Consider the following 17263-nt stretch of genomic DNA (forward strand, 5'->3'; position numbering starts at 1 on the left):
TTTGATATCCACGCTCTAATGATTGCGCATCGCGGTGATCGTTCCGGGCGATGCACCGCGATTGTGTTCCGCCTTGCCCAAGCTTAGGTCAGGGCGGTCATTGCGCAACAGCCTGAGCTAATCTCATAGCTGATTCATCGTGAGGGTTTCTCCATGAGCGCTCAGCTGAACCACACCATCGTCTGGTGCCGTGACAAACAGGTTTCGGCACGCTACCTGACCGACCTCCTCGGCCTGCCCGATCCCGAGCCGTTCGGGCCGATGCTGGTGGTCAAGTTCGATAACGGGGTGTCGCTGGATTTCTACAACAACGACCCGCCCATCGCCTCCCAGCACTATGCGTTCTTGATTGGTGACGACGACTTCGATGCGGCCTTCGCTCGCCTGCAAGCGCTCAAGCAGCCATGGTGGGCCGATCCCGGCAAGCAGCGGCCCAACGAGATCAACGATTACGCCGGTGGCCGGCGGGTGTATTTCGATGACCCGGACGGGCATCTGCTGGAGATTTTTACTCGGGAAGCGGTATCAGATCAGAACGCCAGTTTGTAGCCGATCAGCACCAGCATCGTCGCCAGGCACGGACGCAGCAGTTCGTCGGAAATACGCCCGGTCAAATGGCTGCCCAGGTAAATCCCTGGCAGCGAACCGACCAGCAAGAAGCCCAACACGTGCCAATCCATGTTGCCCATGCTCGCGTGGCCCAGGCCGGCAACCAGGGTCAGGGGTACCGCGTGAGCGATTTCGGTGCCGACCAGGCGACGAGTGGGCAGCAGCGGATACAGGATGAACAGCGCGACGGTGCCCAGGGCGCCGGCACCGATGGAAGTCAGGGCCACCATGGTACCGAGCACCAGGCCGGTGATCACGGTCAGCACATTCAACCGAGAGCCGCTGGGGTTGTATTGGCCACCCGCCCGTTTGTGAGCGAAATCGAGCAGGCGTTTCTTGAAGAAAATCGCCAGCGCAGTGGCGAACAATACGAAGCCCAGCGCCTGTTTGATGACGGCGTTCATCGCCTCGGGCGAGGTTTGCAAAGTGCTCAGGAACCACAGCGTCAGGGCTACCGCCGGCACACTGCCGAGGGTCAGCCAACCGGTGATCGCCCAGTCGATGTTCTTGTTCTTGCGATGAACCAGCACACCACTGGATTTGGTAATGGCCGCGTACAGCAAGTCCGTGCCCACTGCCGTGGCCGGATTAACGCCGAACCACAGCAGGATCGGCGTCATCAACGAACCGCCCCCAACCCCGGTCATGCCGACAATAAAGCCGACCACCAGACCTGCAACGACCAACCCGAAATTACCGAATTCCATTAATACGCCCAGAAAATCGCAGGAAATAAACCGGACGCAGCATAGCGATTTTTCTTATAACCACATATATCGATGCGGTCTATCGTTATGCTTTTTCTCTGAGGAGCAGACGGTTTCAGAGAAATTCCTTCAGGAAGAATTGTGGTTGATGTCCCACATCTGATATCAAGTAGCCGCTAGTCAAGAGTTACGGCCAGCGCGCATGTGATGGATCAAAATCGATTATGCATGGAGCAAGAGCTGTGATTGGAATGAACTCGCTACTGATCGCCAAGGGGCTAGACCTTGCCAGAACGCGCTATGTGCGCCATCAGGATCACAGAGGTGGAAAAGAGCTTTCGCCTCACGCGCTTTGGACTGCAGGAGACGGGCGTTTTGAGTTCTACCAGTCACTGCAATCACGCAATGTGTTTGAGGCCTGCGACTGGATTATCTCCTGCGTTGGGACCCCTCTTGGAGAAACACTGTTTGTGGGTGTTTATGAAATCACCCACAAAGGTTTTGCACCGGAAGGATCAAAAGACCCAGTAACTGGTATCAACGTTGAAGGCCATCACTTTTATGAGATGAAACCCGACCCTCGATTCTTGGATATGGTTGGCAAAATCGTATTCGACTGGGGGCCGGGCTTACGATCATGGGTCCAGCGAGCCGACAACCAGGACAAAACTATCGTCGAGATACGCAGAACAGCCATCGAACCTCCCTTCCCTGGTTTTGATACGTTCAGCCATTCAATCAATGAGCTAGCGTCTGTGCCGGTGTCCTGGCGAGGAGCGCTTTCTGCGGTGTCTGGAGTTTATCTGATCACCTGCCGGGTAACCGGGAAACAATATGTTGGCTCTGCTTACGGCACTGGAGGGTTCTGGGCGCGGTGGGAGTATTACCGGTCCAGCGGCCATGGCGGAAACGTGGAAATGAAGTTACTCGACAATCATGACTTTAAAGTTTCGATACTTGAAGTTGCTTCATCTGCCGCATCGGAAGCGGAAATCATCAGAGCTGAAGGGCTATGGAAATCCAAACTTATGACGCGCGAATTCGGCTTGAATCGAAACTAGCCCCAACAAAAAAGCACACCAAGCCAAACCTTCACCACAACGCTTACCAACCATATACGGCCCCACCAACCTGGAAACTCGCATGAACTATCGTAGACAAAAGCTGATTGAACATTTAACCCGCACACTAGAGATACTTAAGAACCCAGAAGTCCCTACAGATTTTATCGAGGAAGAAATCTACCTTGGGTATCCTTCACCCCGACACTTAATCGACCGACTGAGCGAAATAGAAGAGCAGCTATATAGTCTTCGGCAGGCGATTCATGAAAAGCCAGCCCGCTGTGCCCTAGCGGACAGTCAAGGAGGCTACACCGAGCTGCTTGTTGGTGCGTCAGGAAAACTTGCAAAAGCCCAAAAACACATCAAAAAAAGGCTTATTCCAACGACTTACTCATAATATGCGACCCTTATTTTTTTCAGTGGAGCGGCCCAAACAGAGTCTATAAAACCGAAAATGACTACATTGATTTTATTGCCAGCCTAGTCCCACCACACTTAAAAAAACTAGAACTATTCTTACTCCCAGGCCCCAACAGCGGTATCCAAAAAAAATTCAATCAGAGAATAAAGTCACAAGGCACTAAAATCTTATGCCATGAAACCACTGAAATTCATGACCGCGTAATCATAAGAGACAACGACACAGCAACACTCATGGGGACGTCTTTTGGGGGTTATGGAAACAAATTATCCTTTGTCTTGGAAATCCCATCTGACGACTTAACAGAATTCATGTGTGAGCTTGACCGCATCAGGAGCAAACTTCCTCCGGATCAACCAGCCGCATAACCGCAGTAAAAATCCACGCGGCTCACTGCACCGGCAAAAAATTCAAAAACAGCAGACTCTGGGCGTAGTTCAGGCCGATCCGCCGGTACCGCTCGTCGAGCATCTGGGTCAGCAGGTCCAGCCGCGCGACGATTTTGCCGAACTCCACGGCAAAACTCAGGTTGCTGCCCTCCTCCGAAATTTCGTTGGAAAACAGCAATGGCTCGCCTTGCCTGTTTTGCCGCTGGCTCAAGATCCAGGTGGCTTTTTCGATGTTGCGCGCGGCATTGCTGACGAAGGTCGGGTTGAGCGCATCCGTCATGTAGAACTCCAGCCGATTGCCATGGGCCGTCACCAGCATGCTGCCGATGGCATAGATGAACGCGCCGACCCGGTCGCCGAGAAACTCCGGACTCATGGCGAAGCTCAGCGCAGCCAGGTCTTTTTTGCCGCCGAGGGTGGGTAGCGGCTGCTGCTGTTCGATGGCCATGCGCACTTGTTTTTCTGCGGTGCCGACATCGAGGAAGCCGGATTTTTTCAGTTCGTCCGGGTTGCGCAGGTAGAGCTTGTTCATCAGCAGGTAGAGGCTTTCGAGGTTGTCGCGCATCGTCAGGGTCGCCATGCGGTCGACGCTGGTCTGGAGGAGTTCCTGGGGTTTGCCATTGCGAAATTGGCTGACCACATCGTTGCCCGGCTGATGGCTACAGCCACTGGCGAGGAGCATCGACAGGCTAATCAGCAGCAAGTAATGACGGCGAATTTTCAGGGTAACGCGGGGCAAAACTCGAGCCATGGGTTCTTGAACTTGGGCATGGGCCGGCGGTGGGGATCGCCGCAGGCTGGCCAAGAATAGAACCGTGAGAGCTGAAAAAGTGCAGTGCCGGTGGTCCGTAAGCACGGATCATCGCGAAAGCGCTCACAAATTAGTAATACTTTATAATTGCAATACCCGATGCATAAGCTATAAATCCTTCCTTTATCGCGTTAAAGCACGATCATTAGTATGACTACTTCTTAAAAACAACAAAAAGGAAGGTCAACCATGCTTCAATCCCGACACCTGCTCTCCGGCCTCGGACTCTCCCTGATGATCGCCACCCTCCCCGCTCACGCCACCGGCTTGTCCAGCGAACAAAAAGCCTTCGGCAAAACCAATGACGGCACGCCCGTCGAGCAATACATTTTGCGCAACAGCCATGGCCTGCAAGCCACGGTCATTACCTACGGCGGGATTCTCCAGTCGCTTAAAGTGCCGGACAAGAACGGCAAGCTCGACGATGTGGTGCTCGGTTTCGACGACGTGCAGGGTTATCAAAGCGGCACGGCGTTCTTCGGCGCGACCATCGGCCGCTTCGGCAATCGCCTGGCCAACGGCGCCTTCGAACTGGATGGCAAGCGCTTTCAAGTGCCGCTCAACGACGGCAGCAATTCGCTGCACGGCGGCGCTCAAGGTTTCGACAAGCGAGTGTGGAAAGCCGAACCGAGCAAGGGCAAGGATTCGGTGGGCGTGACGCTGACGTACCTGTCGGCGGACGGTGAAATGGGCTTTCCGGGCAACCTGAAAACCGAGGTCACCTACAGCCTCACCGAGAACAATGAGCTGCGCATCGACTACAAGGCCAGCAGCGATAAGCCCACGGTGCTGAACCTGACCAACCACAGCTATTTTAACCTGGCCGGCGCGGGTAACGGCGATGTGCTGAAGCAGTTGGCGACCTTGCACGCCACCCGTTACACGCCAGTCACCGGCAAACTGATCCCCACCGGTGAACTGGCCCCGGTCGCCGGCACGCCCATGGACTTCACCCAACCGACCGCCATCGGTCAACACATCAAGGCCGATCACCCGCAGTTGAAATTCGCCGAACCGAAACACGGCGGTTTTGACTTCAACTGGGTGCTGGATGCCAAGGGCGACCTGGGCAAACTCGCCGCCGATGTCAGCGATCCGCAATCCGGCCGTCGCTTGCAGCTCTACACCACCGAACCTGGCGTACAGTTCTACACCAGCAACTTCCTCGACGGCTCGGTCAAGGGCAAGGCCGGCAAGATTTACCCGCACTGGGGTGCCTTTACTCTGGAAACCCAGCATTATCCGGACTCGCCGAACCAGCCGGCCTTCCCGTCCACGCGGCTGGATCCGGGCAAGACTTATGCCCAGACCACGGTGTTCAGGTTCTCCGCCCGGTAGATCAACAGATCGCAGCCTGCGGCAGCTTCTACAGGGGTTGGGTACACCCGTGATATTGCGGGTGTGCCCCGCCCTCGCAGGAGCTGCCACAGGCTGCGATTTTTTGACCTTGCCAGACGGAACCACCCTGCTATTTTGCTGCCAACTGTAGTATCGATCGGACTTCGACAAGGAGGATTCATGCGTACTCTTGAGCTGGCCGGCCGCCCTGTGCCGGTCATCGGCCAAGGCACCTGGCACATGGGAGAGGAACGCTCCCGACACACCAAGGAAGTTGCAGCGCTGCGCCTGGGCATCGAGTTGGGCATGACCCTGATCGACACCGCTGAGATGTACGCTGAAGGGGGCGCCGAAGAGGTGGTGGGTGAAGCCATCACAGGCCTGCGCGACCAGGTTTTTCTGGTCAGCAAGGTCTACCCCTTCAACGCCAGCCGCAAAGGCATCCCCCAGGCCTGCGAACGCAGCCTGCGGCGGTTGAATACCGATTACATCGATCTGTACCTGTTGCACTGGCGCGGCGAGTATCCCCTCGAGGAAACCGTCGAAGCCTTCGAACGCCTGCGCGAAGACGGCAAGATCGGCCGTTGGGGCGTGTCCAATTTCGACCTGGACGACCTGGATGAACTGGCCTCACCGGCCTGCGCGACCAATCAGGTGCTGTACAACCTGGAAGAGCGCGGCATCGAATTTGATCTGCTGCCCTGGAGCCAACAGCAAAAAATGCCGGTGATGGCTTACTGTCCGATCGGCCAGGGCGGGCATATGCTGGCCAATCCGACGCTCAAGCAGGTTGCCGCCCGTCACCAGGCGACACCGGCGCAGGTAGCGCTGGCATGGATTCTGCGTCAGAACGGGGTGATCGCCATCCCCAAAGCGGTCCACCCCGAGCATGTGCGGCTCAACGCGCAAGCGGCACAATTGCAGCTTGAAGTCGGGGATCTGGAGGCGCTGGACCAAGCGTTTCGCGCGCCACAACGCAAGCAGCGGCTGGCCATGGTCTGAGCCATCGCGGAGCTATCAGAGGGCATCGGCATGAGAAGTACCGATCAGCTCGACTCTTTCAACTTGCCACGCTTTATCCAGGCACAGGATCCTGTGTTCGAGTGGGTTCAGGATGAACTGCGCGCCGGCCAGAAGCGCCGGCACTGGATGTGGTTCATCTTTCCGCAGTTTGCCGGGTTGGGTGACAGCGAAATGTCCCGCTACTTTGCCATTCACTCCAGCGAGGAAGCTGTGGCGTACCTGAAGCATCCGCTACTGGGTCCGCGCTTGCGCACCTGCACGCAACTGGTGCTGGATGTTCCGCAACGCTCGATCACCAAGATTTTCGGGCACCCCGACAACCTCAAGTTTCATTCATCAATGACGCTGTTCGCCCAGGTTTCGCCAAAAGGCAGCCTGTTCCATCAGGCGCTGGATCAGTATTTTCATGGCATACCGGATGACTGGACGCTGTCGCTGCTGGACTCAAAACAGGCCCAGTTGCCCACCAATCAGCGTTGAGAAATCGTCATCCACGAACGGCAGGATCGCATCCGCCACCGGTTGCAGCTGCCGGGTGACGTAATGGTCGTAGTCGATGGGCGCGCTGCGCACTTCCAGCGGCTCGGGGCCGGCGACCGTGATCACATAACTGATCCAGCCGCCGTTGTGATATTGCCGCGGCCGCCCCTGTTGGTCGTTGTAGTCATCGGCGATCCGCGCGGCCCGCACATGGGGCGGCACGTTGCGTTGATAGTCATCGAGGGGCCGACGCAGGCGTTTGCGGTAGATCAGGCGCTCGTCGAATTCACCGGCCAAGGTCTTGCGCACATAATCACGCACATAATCCTGATAGGGCTTGCGATTGAAGATGCGCAGGTACAGCTCCTGCTGAAATTGCCGGGCCAGCGGCGACCAGTCGGTGCGCACGGTTTCCAGGCCTTTGTAGACCATCTCGTCGGTGCCATCGGCGCGGGTGACCAACCCGGCATAGCGCTTCTTGCTGCCCTCCTCGGCGCCGCGAATGGTCGGCATCAGAAAGCGTTTGTAGTGTGTTTCGAACTGCAACTCCAGGGCACTTTCCAACCCGTATTCCTGCTTCACATGTTCGCGCCACCATTGGTTGACGTGGTCCACCAGCGCGTGGCCGATCTGCGCGGCTTCGGCCTGACCGTGGGGGCGACGCAGCCAGACGAAGGTCGAGTCGGTGTCGCCATAGATCACCGCGTGGCCCTGAGCTTCGATCAGTTGGCGGGTGCGCAACATGATCTCGTGCCCGCGCAAGGTGATGGATGAGGCCAACCGGGTATCGAAGAAGCGGCAACCGCTGGAGCCGAGTACGCCATAGAAGGCATTCATGATGATTTTCAGAGCCTGGGACAGCGGCGCGTTGTGCTCGCGCTTGGCAGTTTCGCGGCCTTCGGCAACCCGGGCGACGATGGCCGGCAGGCAATGCCGGGTCCGTGAGAAACGGGCACCGCGAAAACCCGGCACCGATTCGCTATCGTCGGGATGCTTGAGCCCTTCGATCAAGCCCACCGGGTCGATCAGGAAGGTGCGGATGATCGACGGATAGAGGCTTTTGTAATCGAGCACCAGCACCGATTCGTACAGTCCCGGCTGCGAGTCCATGACAAAACCGCCGGGGCTGGCCTCCGGTGGTTTGCCGCCGAGGTTCGGCGCAACGAAGCCCTGACGGTGCATCAACGGCATATACAGATGCGTAAACGCCGCCACCGAACCACCACTGCGGTCCGCCGGCAAACCGGTGACGCTGGCGCGCTCCAGCAGGAAGGTCAGCAACTCGGTCTTGGCGAAGATCCGTGTCACCAGTTCGCAGTCCTTGAGGTTGTACTTGGCCAGGGCCGGTTTGTCCTCGGCGAACATGCGGTTGATTTCGTCCATGCGCTGGTACGGGTTGTCGATCGACTTGCCTTCGCCCAACAAGGTTTGCGCGACGTTTTCCAGACTGAACGAGGGGAAGCTCCAGGTCGCCGAACGCAGCGACTCGATGCCGTCGATGATCAATCGGCCGGCGGCCGCAGCGAAGTAATGGTTGCGGCTGCCGTGCTCGCGCCACTGCATTTCTTCGCCGCCACGCCCCAGTTTCAACGGCACCGCCAGGCGGCGAGCATGTTCGTGCAATACGCGCAGGTCGAACTGTACGACGTTCCAGCCGATGATCGCGTCGGGGTCGTGCCGGGCGAACCATTCGTTGAGTTTTTTCAGCAGCAGGGTTCGCGAATCGCAGTATTCGAGCTGGAAATCCACCCCGCTGTCATCGCCATTGGGCGGCCCGAGCATGTACACCTGACGCTCGCCGCAGCCTTCCAGGGCAATGGAATACAACTCACCCTGAGCGGTGGTTTCGATGTCCAGCGAGACCAGCCGCAGGTTCGGCCGGTAGTCGGGGGCGGGTTTCATTTGCGCGTCGAGCAGCAGGCCGTCGGCACCGGGCGTGCCGCCGAACAAAACCGGCGCGGTGATGAACCGCTCCATCATGTAGCGTTCCGGCGGGCGGATGTCGGCTTCGAACACCTCGACGCCTGATTTGCGCAGCGCGGTTTCCAGGCGCATCAGCTGGCCGTGCTGTTGGCAATACAGGCCGAGCACCGGGCGGTGCTCGAAGTCCAGAAGCGCCAATGGCCGCAGCTCGACGTTCTTTTCGCCGCGCAACACCGTTTCGGCTGGCTCGCGCATGGCCTGTGGAATGAACGCGACCGACGGTTGATGCGGCAGACGGATGCGCCGGGGACCGGCATCGGTCGCCAGCCAGAACTCGACTTCGGTGCCGGCCGGGGTATCGCGCCAATGCCGGGTCAGGACGAAGCCCTGCTGTAAATCCACCACTGCAACCTCAAAATTGATACAGAGGCGTGATTCTACGCGCCATTGGGCAACCGTGTGGATGCTCCGGGACAGGTCGCTTCACCTGTCATATATGACAGGTTACACGCCTCTCGCACGTTGATAGCATCGAGGCTTGGAGAAACCCCTTTGCCATGACCGATGCAATGCATCGAAGGAGGTTGAGAGATGGATCTCACCGTGCATCGGAACACCCCATCAGTGACTGCCTATGATGGCCGCGGCCTGGCGGTTCGCCAGGTAGCCTACCTGCGCAAGAGCACTGTCACTCCACTGGAAACACTCATCACCCGACAGCGTCATGACGTCGCAGGCAGAGCGGTGGAGCACTGGGATCCACGCCTGTACGGCTTGAGGTCTAACCTGACGACGGTCCATGGGCTGGCCGGTCAAGCGCTGAAGGTCGACAGCGTCGACTCCGGCTGGCGTCTGAGCCTGTTCGGAGTGGCCGGTGAAGTCCTCAGACGCTGGGATGAGCGCGGTAATCAATGGCGAAATACCTACGATGATCAATTGCGCATGTTGGCGGTTGACGTCAATGCTCAACCGAACGTCGAGGTCTTGACCTATGGGCAGGCCGATGCGGATCCAGGGCGAAACCTGCGTGGTCAGTTGATCAAGAAAGACGATCCTTCGGGCTCGATGGCATTCGGCTCCTTTAGCCTCCATTACCTGCCTTTTGAAGAAACCCGCACCTTATTCGATGGCAGCGCCTACACCACACGATGGCGCTACGGTGCAGACGGCAAGGCGCTGAGCCAGACGGATGCCGGCAACCATCAGCAGTGTTCACTCTATGACATCGCCGGGCAACTCCAGCAGGTAACGCTGAAAATCGACGCCAGCGATACCATTCAGGAAATTCTCAAGGACGCGCAGTACAACGCTGCCGGCCAGGTCATCGAACAACGACTCGGCAACGGCGTGACCAAAAAATGGATCTACGACCCGGCGAACGATCGCCTGACGAACATGAATGCCGGCGTGCCTGGCCAGGCCTTGCGGCAAGATCTGTCATATTGCTATGACAACGTCGGTAATGTGCTGTGCATTAAAGATCACACCTTTAAACCGGTGTTTTTCGCCAACCAGCACATTGATGGAACCCGCCTATTCACCCAAGACTCGCTATACCGGTTGGTCAGCGCCACCGGCCATGACACCACTCCGCCATCCAGCATGCCGGGGCGTCCGTTGCCGAACGCCCCCAACAATATCCTGAACTACACACAATGCTACGAGTACGACACGGGCGGCAACCTGACTAAATTGACTCATTGTCGCGCGGTGGGCGGCTACACCCATGAGATGTGCATTGACCCCTCAAGCAACCGTGGCGTGCGCTGGAAAAAGGGAGGCCCTGCACCCGATTTTCCCAAGCTGTTTGACCCTCATGGCAATCTCCAGGTCTTGCAACCGGGTCAGGCCTTGCACTGGAACATCCTTGATGAGTTGGCCTCCGTCACGCTGATCACGCGCGAGACAGGCCTCGACGATAAGGAAACCTATCGCTACAGCAAAGGCGAACGTGTCCATAAACGCCACGAAACCCATACGTCAAGGACCCGCCATTTTCACGACGTACGCTACTTTCCCGGGCTGGAAATACGCACCCGTGAAACGGGTGAGGAGTTGCATGTCATCACCTTGCCGAGCGTGATCGGCAACGTGCGTTGCCTGCATTGGCTCAGCGGTCAGCCGGATAACATCGATGCCGACCAGGTGCGCTACTGCCTCGACGACGGCCAGGGTTCCAGCCTCATCGAACTCGATCAAACGGCCCATCTGATCAGCCGCGAAGAATATTATCCCTTCGGCGGCACTTCCTCGCTGACAGCGGGTTCGGAACGGGAAGTCAGTTATAAAACCATCCGCTATTCGGGCAAGGAGATGGATTACAGCGGACTTTACTACTATGGATGGCGCTATTACGCGCCCTGGTTGCAGCGCTGGATCAGTGCCGACCCGGCGGGGGCTGTGGACGGGTGGAATCTGTATGCGATGGTGGGGAATAACCCGATGAGTTTTGTGGATAGGCTTGGGCTTAGTGGAGATCTTAATCAGTTGGTAAGTTATCGAACTACCAAAATGATCACTGCGGGCAAGAATCCGCCAACAGGTTCACCTGCAAAACAAAAAAAACGACTCGAAGCAGAACCGGATTCGCGGTATTCAAAAAAATACAGAGACACTGTCGCTGCCGCACACGCGGGCGCGTCGATTCCAGGCGGAGATAAAACTATTTACATCACCGACTTTATTAATATCCCTTTGGAAAGTATACCGCTGACGTCAACCAAACATGGCATACACCAAGTCAGACCGGTGGATTACGATCTCGGACAAGAACATCCCGCCTCACTTGGAGTCTACGAGGTCACCGATCCTGGCCGCCTGAAGGAATATATGAAAGAACGATATATCGCGCGACTAGCAGATAAGAGCACTGCTGTAAAAATCTACCAAGGGTCATCAGCAGAATATGAAAGCTTGTCCGGGATGCAATATGAAGTTCCAGCGATGCATGAACAAATAGAGCAACGTATGCTTCTTCATATTGAAGCAAGTGGCAGGCAGTTACCTGTAGGCCGTGGCCTCCCGGCCGCACACGCAGAAGTCCAAGCGGCCAGTGCGGCACTTTATATTCAGCAAAAATTAACAGGATCAACCGACCCGGAGGCAATTGAACTCGTGACGCAGCGACTCCAAAACATCGAGCACGCGGAAGCATTTGAAGCCTGTTTCAGCTGCGTCGGTCATTTGGTTGCAACTTACGATAATGCTGTTAAACCCTTTGGCGTTTTGACGGGTTCTACGAGCATGGATCATCAAGCTTGGAAAACCCAGCTTGGTCAGCTACCTGCTCGGCAACAATAAGTTTTAAAGACCTGAAAAACCGGCCTGTTCGCAAGAACAGGCCGGCCACTTGTTTCAGCGCAGGGCTATTGCACCCTCTTCAACACCTCCAGCGTCAAGGCCTTCAACAACCCCTCACGCCCCTCGGCCAACTCAAGAAGTTCACTCTCATACTCCTGCTGTGAGACGCTGCCCGCCAAATGCCGATTGAGCAGCTCTTCTGATCTGGCGTTATACACCGTCGAATTCTGCGCAAACGCTTGCGCGTGGCGACTCTTCAGGTACTTGCGCCAGAACCGCTGTTCAATGATCCGGTTCAGCCCCCCCTCACCCGCCTCGAGCGTCAAAACCGATTCATACGCCTGGTCTATCTGCGCATCACTCACCTCGGCCATCTCCCGGAACAACATCCCTCTCGATTGCCATGGCAGATCAAGCCGATCCGCCAGGCCGGTCTGAAACGCCAGATAAACCTCCACCTCATCAATGGTACCCGTGACGTCCCCGTCTTCATCGACCGCCATAAAGCTTTCACCGGCCTGCAATCGGCTCTGGACGGTGGCGCGGGCGATTTCATTGACCTGATCCAGACGGGACTTGCCCTTCGCCAACTTGATCAGGCTGGTTTCGACCTGCTCAGGGCTGCCGGCCAGATACGCTTCGTGAACCAGTACTTTGATCCCCATTTCATTGAAAATCTGCGCACCGGCGGCAGCGCAGGAATCAGGGTTGCTCGCCATACGAAACAGCTCTTCGCGCAGCGGGGTGTCCCGGGCAGCGGCATCGAGCATGCGCCACACTCGTTGTGTCAGCCCGGGGCGGCTGGCTTGCTCGACGTAATCGGCTGAGTCGGTGAGTTGCTCCAGCACCTCGAAAAATCCCTGGGCATTCGGCTCCCCTTCAAGCTCATCCCAGCTCGCTTGCCTGCCTTCTCGTTGTACGTCAGACAAACCTTCCAGCCAGTGCACACTGGTCTCCTCGCCCTTGGGCGGGTAACTGCGTGCCGGGTCATACCCTACCGAGCGCATATAGCTCTGAAATTGTTCACGACCTTGATCAGACAACCGGTCGCGACTCAAACGGGTGCGGGCAACAAGCCGTGCCTGCTCCGAACCGGGTGTCACTTGGGGAACCTGTTCGATCGGATTGCCCTGCAGATCCAGTTCAAAGGCGCGCGGTCGCGGCTGCGTGAGCAGGCCGGTGGGCCACTCCGTGATACCGGTATCGTGCAGATCCAACAGGTAGAATTCGGCCATCCTGCTGATATCCGGCATCTGCGACAGCGCCGGGTTACCGGCCAGTCTCAGCGTTTGCAGACGGGTCAGGCCGGCCAGATCCGCCGCACTGTCAGCGGTCAGCGTCAGTTGGTTATTGGAAAGGTTCAGATGCTCGAGCACTGGCAGACTTTCTTGCAAGCGAGGGGCGGCGACCAGCGCGTTATCGCTCAAATCCAGCGCCCTCAAATTGGGAAAATAACCAAGAAAACCGGTGATATCAGTACGCAATTCGACATGGCGGAATTGCAGCGAACTGACATGCCGGAAATCAGCGTTCAACGCTGGCAGACACTCCAGAAAATCACTCGTCCAGTGAAAATTCAAATCCAGGGCGTAGCCGTCCGGCCCCGATATTTGTGCCGCCTGCCAGCATTGCTTGATCGCTTTGGCAAAACGCCCCTTGTGGTAGCGCTGATCCATGGGCAGAAGCTCGCCTCTCTCGACCGCCACCCAGCTATCCAGCGTTTTGGTCAGTTCCTCGAACTCCAACTCCCGTTCGCCAATGCCCCCCAACGCCTGAGTCTGCGAGCCGGATAAACGGACAAAGTCGGCAAACGTCTGCGCAGTTGCCTGCGGATATAGCACTTTAAACCGGTCCTCCAGGCTCAACGTCTCCCCCGTACCGAGCACAGGTTCACTGATCCGCGCATATCCCTGAACCGCTTCGCGCAAACGTGTTGCGGCCGCGGTGTCCAAAACCTGCTGAACAGAGGGATCCGGGAGAATTTCGCGCAACGCCGCATGCGTCAGCGGTGCGTTCTGCAATGTCTGTCGCAATTGGATGCCTTGGCCGATTTCGTGGCCCAGTTTTCTGCGCGCGGCGTCGGGCAAGGCTTGTAACAGGGCGGTATAGAAATCGTCGGCGCCGTGCAGCGTATTACCCACTTCGTCATGGGGCTGAAAGGTGTTCTCCAGGGTTCGCGCCAGCACTTTGCGAATGGACGCATGCTCCGGCCCGATACTGTCGAGTAGCGGCCCTTCGAACGACTGGTTGCGAATCTCGATGCGCACCTCGGGCGACCAGCCTGGCAGTCGCTCAAGACTGTGCAACGCCAGCCGACTGGTATCCAGATTCGCGCTCGACGGTAAATACAACCCCTCGTACGCCCGGACAATCCGCCATTCACGCATCGCCATGCGGACCTCCTGGCGCAGACGCAACGGCAAATGCTGTCGATCGCTCATCTGTGTTTGTTCCGCCTCGGTGATACCGACCAGCAACTCATCCATGATGGCACCCGGCATTTGCGGAAACTCGCTACGCAACCATTCAACGTGCGTCGCAACGTCAGGGCCGACAGGTGCTTCATCGAGTCTGAAGCGAGCATCCACCAAGGTCGTTTTTTGCTCCCTGGCCGCCGCGGCGATGAGCGCACGCAGTCTGGCCGCCCGCACATCCAGGGCGATGGTTCCATTGCCAAACGCTTCATCCAGCAGCGTCTTGACCTCCTGTTCCTGCAGTTGGGACAGCATCGTTGCGGGCAGATCGTGGTAACCGGCCTGCCCGGATCTGACCTTGATTATCGGTTCGCCCAGGTCTGGCGAAGATTGCCAGAGCACCTTGTCTTGAGCGTCGAGCCACTGCACAGTACGGTTCTTCGGCCACGTGCGAAGACGCGTCAGCAGTTCCAGTTGAGTCTGCACATCGGCCTGACCATACACCTGCGGATCATGGCTGCTCATCCGCTCGATGAAGGTTTTAACCTCCTGGTCAGCGGTAAAACGCTTGATGGTTGCCACCAGCAAGGCCGGCGGCCGCTCATGTTCGACATGCAGTTTGCGCAATACCGCGTCGTCGACACCGCTGACGATCCGGATCTGCTCCAGGGTTTGATCGGAAAACGAATCGAGACGATGTCCCAGGCGTCGCATCAGGGTGACGCCCTGCCAGGCCTGAGGGCGCTCAGCCTCATGCGTCCACGCACCAACGCCATTGTGTACAAGACGGGGGGCATAGGCGTCGGGTCGACGGGGATGCTGGATGCGGTACTGATCCGATCCTGGATCAGGCTCAATCACAAACTGCCTGCCCTCGAGCGGCAGCACCTCCTGCCCGGAATGTCGATAAATACCCTTTTCATCCGGCCGGACAGACTCGTCAAGGGTAACCGACTGTGCGTAGCGCCCCAGATCCGCCTCCCATAACCGCGACCGGCCATCGCTCATTTCTACGACCCTCATGCCCTCGATAAAGGGCGACGACTTGAGCGGCAACAGGGTGCCCACTACTTTGCCTCCTGCCGCGAATGCGCCCAACTGGATCAGACTTTCAGCCACACCGATCAAATGTCCGGCGGCTTCGCTTCGCTGCCCTTCTGACCACTCGACAATCCCTTCGAACGTTTCATCAAGCAGTTGATAGGCGGTATAGGCCAGCATCAGCTCGCCAAGCAACGGTACAAAGGGCGTCGCCACAAAAGTGGCCACTTCAAGAACGGCGACGGCAACTTTTTGAAAACTATCCCAACGCGCCCAACGAGATTTTTCATCCTCATCGTCAGTGGGGACCGCCATAGCCCGAGCATCATCGAGGATCTTGTTCAGTTTCTGGTGAAAGTCATGGGTCCAGAAGTCACCGCTGTTTCGCAGATAGGTCATCCGCAAATCAGGATTGATATTCGGCTCCTCACGCCACGCCGGCTTTTGCTCAAACGGCAAGGATGCATGCCATTGAATGCTTGAAAGCCGGTTATTGAGCTGGAAAAAGAAGGTGCCCCGCTGTTGGTGAGGGACAAACCGGCTGAAAAAGCGCTGATACTCAGGTACGCGTAATTGAGTGATCAGCTCTCTGTAGAAGCTGGCCAGCGAGGGGTATTGTTTGACCGGATGCTCCGGATCATGGGGGACATAGGCGATGACTTGTTCGAGCTGACGGCTGCGATCGAGGTCCGCCGCAATCAGAACAATGCCTGTCAGGGCCGTATCCATCATCGTCAACTCGTAGCGGTACATCGGTGTGCCGCGCAAAGTCAGTGCTTGATGCCCCGCAACCAGATTCAACAGCAGGCGGTGAGTTTCGTGATCGATGTCTTGTTTCATGAGCGCCAGAACACTGGCCGCACGCAACGCATCCTGTTGGCTGGTCTGTACTTTATGTTGTAACACCGCCCTCGCCACCGGGTTGGTGAAGCCCATGAACACCTTCAAGTAAGTTTGGTATCGAGCCCCGATATCCAGTTCACGACACAGCGCTGCAAAGGCCTCGACAGACAGTTTATGTTTGATCGGCACGACGTCGAATTGCCCGGAAGCAGAAGGCTTCGTAATGAAGTCACTCGCCCTGTCGAAATAACCCGCTCGGGTTTCTTTAACTTCGAAGTTATGCAGCGAGGCCTCAAGCAGCGACAGCGTCCGCACATCAAACCCGACGACAATGCCCTTGGGGCAGTAAAGCCGCAGGTAGGTCGCTTTGACATCCAGGGTAATGCCGTACTTGTCCTTCAGTGCAGTGATTAAAAGCTGTTCTGCGAACGTTTCGACTTCCTGAATTTTGTTCAGGGTTTTATCAGTTTCGTTTTGTGATACCCAACTGTCCTCAAACGCCCTTTTCATCTCTCCACGTAATTGCGCCGATGCCCTGTCATACCAGGGCATGGCAGGTCCGACATTCTGTTTTAAAGCGACGCGATTTTCTGCACGGGTGCTCAATAGCCAGTCTGGAAGAGACTGGGCAATGAAAGGTGTGTGCGGACTCTGAGTCATAGACTCAGGAAGTGAACGCTGCGTAGATCTAGCAGCCGTTAGAGCATCAAACATAATGACGAGTCATCCGTGACTTATTGGAGGTGCGAGCCTACCCGAACTTCTTTATTCGATTTCCCTCTCTCTATTTCAAGGTATTAACCAAAAAATCCATACGCCCCCATTACCTGGGCTCCCGGATCGACACGCGACAAAACTGAACGCCCTACAGGCCTCAGTCTATCCGGCCAACCGACGCTC

General features: G+C 57.0%; 11 protein-coding genes. 7 read left to right on the forward strand and 4 right to left on the reverse strand.

Features of this window, described 5'->3' with window-relative positions:
• Positions 1 to 153: 153 nt before the first annotated feature.
• A complete protein-coding gene (locus AC1RO5_RS22945) occupies positions 154 to 549 on the forward strand; it encodes a VOC family protein (protein ID WP_105344134.1) in 396 nt (131 codons plus the stop codon).
• Here the strand turns inward: AC1RO5_RS22945 and AC1RO5_RS22950 are convergent.
• On the reverse strand, positions 531 to 1316 hold the full coding sequence (locus tag AC1RO5_RS22950; protein ID WP_493177819.1) for a sulfite exporter TauE/SafE family protein: 786 nt from the start codon (positions 1314 to 1316) through the stop codon (positions 531 to 533). The two genes, AC1RO5_RS22945 and AC1RO5_RS22950, sit on opposite strands and share 19 nt — an antisense overlap.
• Before the next feature lie 251 nt (positions 1317 to 1567).
• On the opposite strand from AC1RO5_RS22950, the gene AC1RO5_RS22955 reads away from it, so the two are divergent.
• Entirely contained in the window at positions 1568 to 2377 is an 810-nt protein-coding gene (locus AC1RO5_RS22955) for a GIY-YIG nuclease family protein (RefSeq protein ID WP_493177820.1), read from the forward strand.
• Between the two features lie 82 nt (positions 2378 to 2459).
• Positions 2460 to 2777, forward strand: a complete 318-nt coding sequence (locus tag AC1RO5_RS22960; RefSeq protein ID WP_493177822.1) for a hypothetical protein — start codon at positions 2460 to 2462, stop codon at positions 2775 to 2777.
• A 414-nt stretch (positions 2778 to 3191) separates the two neighbouring features.
• On the opposite strand, the gene AC1RO5_RS22965 is transcribed toward AC1RO5_RS22960, so the two are convergent.
• Positions 3192 to 3941, reverse strand: a complete 750-nt coding sequence (locus tag AC1RO5_RS22965) for a hypothetical protein (protein ID WP_493177824.1) — start codon at positions 3939 to 3941, stop codon at positions 3192 to 3194.
• 249 nt (positions 3942 to 4190) lie between these two features.
• On the opposite strand from AC1RO5_RS22965, the gene AC1RO5_RS22970 reads away from it, so the two are divergent.
• From AC1RO5_RS22970 to AC1RO5_RS22980, 3 genes are all read left to right on the forward strand, one after another.
• Positions 4191 to 5339, forward strand: coding sequence for an aldose epimerase family protein (locus tag AC1RO5_RS22970; protein WP_493177825.1), 1149 nt, complete (start codon positions 4191 to 4193; stop codon positions 5337 to 5339).
• Positions 5340 to 5519: 180 nt separating this feature from the next.
• Positions 5520 to 6341 carry an aldo/keto reductase gene (locus AC1RO5_RS22975; protein ID WP_493177827.1) on the forward strand — a complete coding sequence of 274 codons (822 nt, stop codon included), beginning with the start codon at positions 5520 to 5522 and terminating at the stop codon, positions 6339 to 6341.
• Positions 6342 to 6371: 30 nt separating this feature from the next.
• Positions 6372 to 6842 (forward strand): DUF1810 domain-containing protein, encoded by a 471-nt coding sequence (locus AC1RO5_RS22980; protein ID WP_493177829.1) that lies wholly within the window; start codon positions 6372 to 6374, stop codon positions 6840 to 6842.
• Here the strand turns inward: AC1RO5_RS22980 and AC1RO5_RS22985 are convergent.
• On the reverse strand, positions 6807 to 9167 hold the full coding sequence (locus AC1RO5_RS22985; RefSeq protein ID WP_493177830.1) for a DNA polymerase II: 2361 nt from the start codon (positions 9165 to 9167) through the stop codon (positions 6807 to 6809). The two genes, AC1RO5_RS22980 and AC1RO5_RS22985, sit on opposite strands and share 36 nt — an antisense overlap.
• 189 nt (positions 9168 to 9356) lie before the next feature.
• Here AC1RO5_RS22985 and AC1RO5_RS22990 point away from each other — a divergent pair, with 189 nt between their 5' ends.
• Positions 9357 to 12065 (forward strand): RHS repeat-associated core domain-containing protein, encoded by a 2709-nt coding sequence (locus AC1RO5_RS22990; protein WP_493177831.1) that lies wholly within the window; start codon positions 9357 to 9359, stop codon positions 12063 to 12065.
• A gap of 65 nt (positions 12066 to 12130) precedes the next feature.
• On the opposite strand, the gene AC1RO5_RS22995 is transcribed toward AC1RO5_RS22990, so the two are convergent.
• Positions 12131 to 16915, reverse strand: a complete 4785-nt coding sequence (locus AC1RO5_RS22995) for an NEL-type E3 ubiquitin ligase domain-containing protein (RefSeq protein ID WP_493177832.1) — start codon at positions 16913 to 16915, stop codon at positions 12131 to 12133.
• Between the last annotated feature and the right edge of the window lie 348 nt (positions 16916 to 17263).

The organism is Pseudomonas sp. GW822-FHT02G04, from assembly GCF_058802085.1.